The following is a 4392-nucleotide window of genomic DNA, read 5'->3' on the forward strand; positions in this document are numbered from 1 at the left end:
ACCCAGCCGAGATCCTCCATGGGATCGCCGAGATGGGCAAGCTCCCAGTCGAGCACAGCGCGGACGCCATCGGCACCGATGATGAGGTTGCCGTTGCGGAAATCGCCATGCACCAGCGTCTCCTCGGCGGAGGGGCCGGGATCGTTGTCGCGCAGCCAGCGCAATGCCAGCTCGAACACGGGCTTGGGCCAGTTCAGGCTGCGATAGTCGCGCTCGAACTCGCCGATCTCCTTCGCCGCGGTCATGCGCCGCAATTCGGGCAGCTTGTCCAGCGGCAGCCTGTGCAGGCCCGCAAGCACGCCGCCGATCTGCCGCGCCAGATGCGGCCGCACTGCTGCGAACTCGTCGTCGCGCAAGATCTTGCGCGCGATGGTCTCGCCCTCGACCCGCTGCATGATGAAGCCGGTGCCGAGGTCGTCCGCAGTCGTCAAGACGTGCATCACGCGCGGCGACGGCACCCCGGCCTCATAGGCAAGCTGCATCAGTTGCGCTTCGGCGCCGAGCCCCGCCGCGCGCGTTGGAGCTGCGCCATAACCTTTCGGTGAGCGGCGCAGGATCGCGCCGATCGGTCCATCGGAATGCACGATGTCGAAGCGCCAGGTTTCCTGGCTGGCGCCGCCGGACAGCTTGGCCGCACCGGCGACGCCGGTCGCCCCCTCGCACCAGCGCGCGACGCTGCGGGAGAGTTGCGCTTCGATCATTTGCCCTTGAACTGCGCCGGCCGCTTCTCCAGGAACGCGCCGACGCCTTCACGGAAGTCTTGCGTGTCGCCGGCGCGAAGCTGGCACTGGAATTCGAGATTGAGCTGATCCTCGAAGGAATTCTCCGGACTGTCCCAGTAGAGCTTGCGGATCAGCGACAGCGCAACCGTCGGGCCGCTGGCAAGCTCGCGCGCGAGCTTCATCGCCTCCTCCATCAGGACACCGTCATCGTAGACGCGGTTGACGAGGCCCCATTCCAGCGCCTTCTCGGCCGGGAGCCGCTCGCCCATCAGCGACAATTCGATCGAGCGGGCCCGGCCGACGAGGCGCGGCAGCAGCCAGGTCGAGCCGCAATCCGGCACGAGGCCGATGCGGCGGAACGCTTGCAGGAAATAGGACGAGCGCGCGCACAGGATCATGTCGCCGAGCAGTGCGAAGCTCATGCCGGCGCCCGCCGCCGGGCCGTTGACCGCGGTGACAATAGGACAGTGCAGATTGCGGATGCGGCGCAGGAACGGGTGAAAGCCGATCTCCAGCGTCAGGCCGGCCTTGGTCTTCTTCGACTGGTTGTTGCGGCCCTGAAGATTAGCGCCCGTGCAGAACGCCCGCCCCGCGCCGGTCAGCACGACGCAGCGCACCTCGTCCTTCTTCTCTTCGATCGCATCGAGCGCGTCGGCGAGGCCGCCCAGCATGTCCATGGAGACCGCGTTCATCACCTCCTGATGGTCGAGCTTGAGGATCGCAACCGAACCATCGAAATCGAGCGTGACGTGTTTGAACTGCATGGTTTCCTCGTCAGTTGCGGCCTGCGTCAGTTTCGCAGACCGGAATTACTTTTGCCGGGGCGCATATTTGATTTTTGGCGCGCTCTTGTCCATGGTGATCAGAGCATAGCAAGCAATCTTGCGCGCAGCGGCTGATGTGCGTCATGCCAGGAAGTCTTGCCAAAACGGAAAACGCGCCATGAACCTTTTCGACCTCTCCGGCCGCGTCGCCGTGATCACCGGCGGCAATGGCGGCATCGGGCTCGGCATCGCGCAGGCACTGGCCGGCCAGGGCTGCAACGTGTCGATCTGGGGCCGCAATCCTGACAAGAACAACAGCGCTGCCGCGAGCCTGGCGGGCCTTGCCGGCAAGGTGGATAGCCGCGTCTGCGACGTCACCGATCCAGCCTCGGTCGATGCCGCGATGAAGGCCACGCTCGACACCTTCGGCCGGGTCGACGGCTGCTTCGCCAATGCCGGCATCGGCGGCGGCGGCCGACGCTCCTTCATCGAGCGCACCGAAGAGGAATGGCGCACGATGTTTGCGACCAACCTCGACGGCGTGTTCCACGCGTTCCAGGCGGCCGCCAGACACATGACCGACCGCGCCAATGCCGGCGATCCCTTCGGCCGGCTGGTGGCGACCTCGAGCCTCGCCTCGATCTTCGGCACCGCGCGCAACGAGCACTATGCCGCGACCAAGGCTGCCATCAACGCACTGGTGCGCGCGCTCGGCGTGGAGCTGGCGCGCCACGGCGTCACCGCAAACGCCATCCTGCCCGGCTGGATCAAGAGCGACATGACCGCAGGGCTCATGGCCAACGACAAGTTCGTCGCCAATGTGATGCCGCGCATTCCGCAGCGCCGCTTCGGCGAGCCCGGCGATTTCGGCGGCATCGCCGTGTATCTGATGAGCAAGGCCTCGTCCTATCACACCGCGGACACGTTCGTGATCGACGGCGGCTATACGGCGTTTTGATCTTTTACGTTCGTAGCCCGGATGGAGCGCAGCGCAATCCGGGATGACCAGAAGCAACAGACCCGGATCTCGCTGCGCTCCATCCGGGTTACAAATCGTAACGAGGGGACAGGGCAAATGTTTTCCCACATCATGATCGGCACCAACGACCTCGACAAGGCCAAGGCTTTCTACGACAGCCTGCTGAGCACGCTCGAGGTGCGACCCGCGCGGGTCGACGGCCACCGCATCTTCTACATCACCAAGACCGGCGTGTTCTCGGTGACGAAGCCGATCAACGGCGAGCCGGCGACCTGCGCGAACGGCGGCACCATCGGCTTTGCCGCCAACTCGCCCGAGCAGGTCGACAAGTGGCACGCCGCCGGCATCGCCGCTGGCGGAAAGCCGATCGAGAATCCGCCCGGCATCCGCGAGGGCGCGGGGAACAAGCTTTATCTCGCTTACTTGCGCGACCTCGACGGCAACAAGATCTGCGCGATGCATCGGATGCCGAACTGATTGCTCCAGGACGCTGTCATTCCTCGCGAAAGCGGGGAATCCAGTACGCTGCGGCTTCTCGGTTCAATCACTGCCGTCTCGGAATACTGGATCGCCCGCCTGCGCGGGCGATGACGGCGGAGAGTGTGGCGGGCGTGCCCCGCGCGCCCCTTCAAACAACATTTCAAACGCCCTCGCGATATTCCATTGCGTGGCATGGCTCGCGTGAAAAATGCGTGCTCGCGCTTTGGCCGCGCTGCGACTATTCTTGCCGCCAGTACGCTTCAGTGAACCGGGAGGAACAATGACAAAACACACCTACATACCCCGCACCACCAACTACACGCTCAACCCCGGCGACGAGCTCAACGACCTCAGGATGTCGGACCAGGTCCGGCCGCTGTACGATCACGTCAGGAAGTTCATCCGCGACACCGTCGAGCCAATGTCGATCGAGTTCGCCAAGGCCGGAGAGAGCAAGGAAGACCGCTGGAGCTTCACGCCGAAGCAGCTCGAAGTGCTCGAGGTCGCCAAGAACAAGGCCAAGAAGGAAGGCCTCTGGAACTTCTTCCTGCCCGATGACGAGACCGGCCAGGGCCTGAAGAATCTCGACTATGCCTATATCGCTTCCGAGCTCGGCAAGAGCCCGCTGGCCTCCGAGACCATGAACTGTTCTGCGCCCGACACCGGCAACATGGAGGTGCTGGAGCGCGTCGGCACCAAGGAGCAGAAGGAGAAGTGGCTGAAGCCGCTGCTCAACGGCGAGATCCGCTCCGCCTATGTCATGACCGAGCCGAACGTCGCCTCCTCCGACGCCAAGAACATCTCGACGACGGCAAAGCTCGTCGGCGACGAATGGGTCATCAACGGCGAGAAATATTACATCTCCGGCCTCGGCGATCCCCGCTGCAAGATCCTCATCGTGATGGTGAAGACCAATCCGGACGCCGCGCCGAGCAAGCAGCAGTCGCAGATCCTGGTGCCGCGCGACACGCCCGGCGTCGAGGTGCTCGGCCCCATGTACGTGTTCGGCCAGGACCACGCCCCGCGCGGCCACATGCACATGCGCTTCAACAACGTGCGCGTGCCGAAGGAGAACATGCTGCTCGGCGAAGGCCGCGGCTTCGAGATCTCGCAGCTGCGCCTCGGACCGGGGCGTATCCATCACTGCATGCGCACCATCGGCAAGGCCGAGAAGGCGCTCGACCTGATGGTGCAGCGTGGCCTCACCCGCGAAGCCTTCGGCAAGAAGATCGCCCATCTCGGCGGCAACATGCAAATCATCGCGCAGGCGCGCTGCGAGATCGAGGCGATGCGGCTGATGGTGCTGAAGGCTGCGAAGGCCATGGACGTGCTCGGCAACAAGGAAGCCCGCGTCTGGGTCTCCATGGTCAAGGCCATGGTGCCCGAGCGCGCSTGCAAGATCATCGACCAAGCCATCCAGATGCACGGCGCATCCGGCATCTCGCAC

General features: G+C 64.5%; 5 protein-coding genes. 3 read left to right on the top strand and 2 right to left on the bottom strand.

Annotation, left to right across the window (positions count from 1 at the left end; all coding sequences use genetic code 11):
• Together AC1D00_RS28975 and AC1D00_RS28980 are read right to left on the bottom strand one after the other, a co-directional pair.
• Positions 1 to 701 (bottom strand): phosphotransferase family protein (locus tag AC1D00_RS28975; protein WP_477013019.1); only part of this gene is annotated, 701 nt, incomplete at its 3' end.
• Entirely contained in the window at positions 698 to 1486 is a 789-nt protein-coding gene (locus tag AC1D00_RS28980; RefSeq protein WP_135172430.1) for an enoyl-CoA hydratase/isomerase, read from the bottom strand. The genes AC1D00_RS28980 and AC1D00_RS28975, both read right to left, overlap by 4 nt.
• A gap of 178 nt (positions 1487 to 1664) precedes the next feature.
• Here AC1D00_RS28980 and AC1D00_RS28985 point away from each other — a divergent pair, with 178 nt between their 5' ends.
• From AC1D00_RS28985 to AC1D00_RS28995, 3 genes are all read left to right on the top strand, one after another.
• Positions 1665 to 2444: an SDR family NAD(P)-dependent oxidoreductase gene (locus tag AC1D00_RS28985; RefSeq protein WP_135172429.1), complete on the top strand. Its 780-nt coding sequence runs from the start codon at positions 1665 to 1667 to the stop codon at positions 2442 to 2444.
• A gap of 117 nt (positions 2445 to 2561) precedes the next feature.
• Positions 2562 to 2942, top strand: coding sequence for a VOC family protein (locus AC1D00_RS28990; protein WP_477013020.1), 381 nt, complete (start codon positions 2562 to 2564; stop codon positions 2940 to 2942).
• Positions 2943 to 3225: 283 nt separating this feature from the next.
• On the top strand, positions 3226 to 4392 hold a 1167-nt coding region (locus tag AC1D00_RS28995; RefSeq protein ID WP_477013021.1), incomplete at its 3' end, for an acyl-CoA dehydrogenase family protein.

It is taken from the genome of Bradyrhizobium sp. P2_E8, from assembly GCF_056403875.1.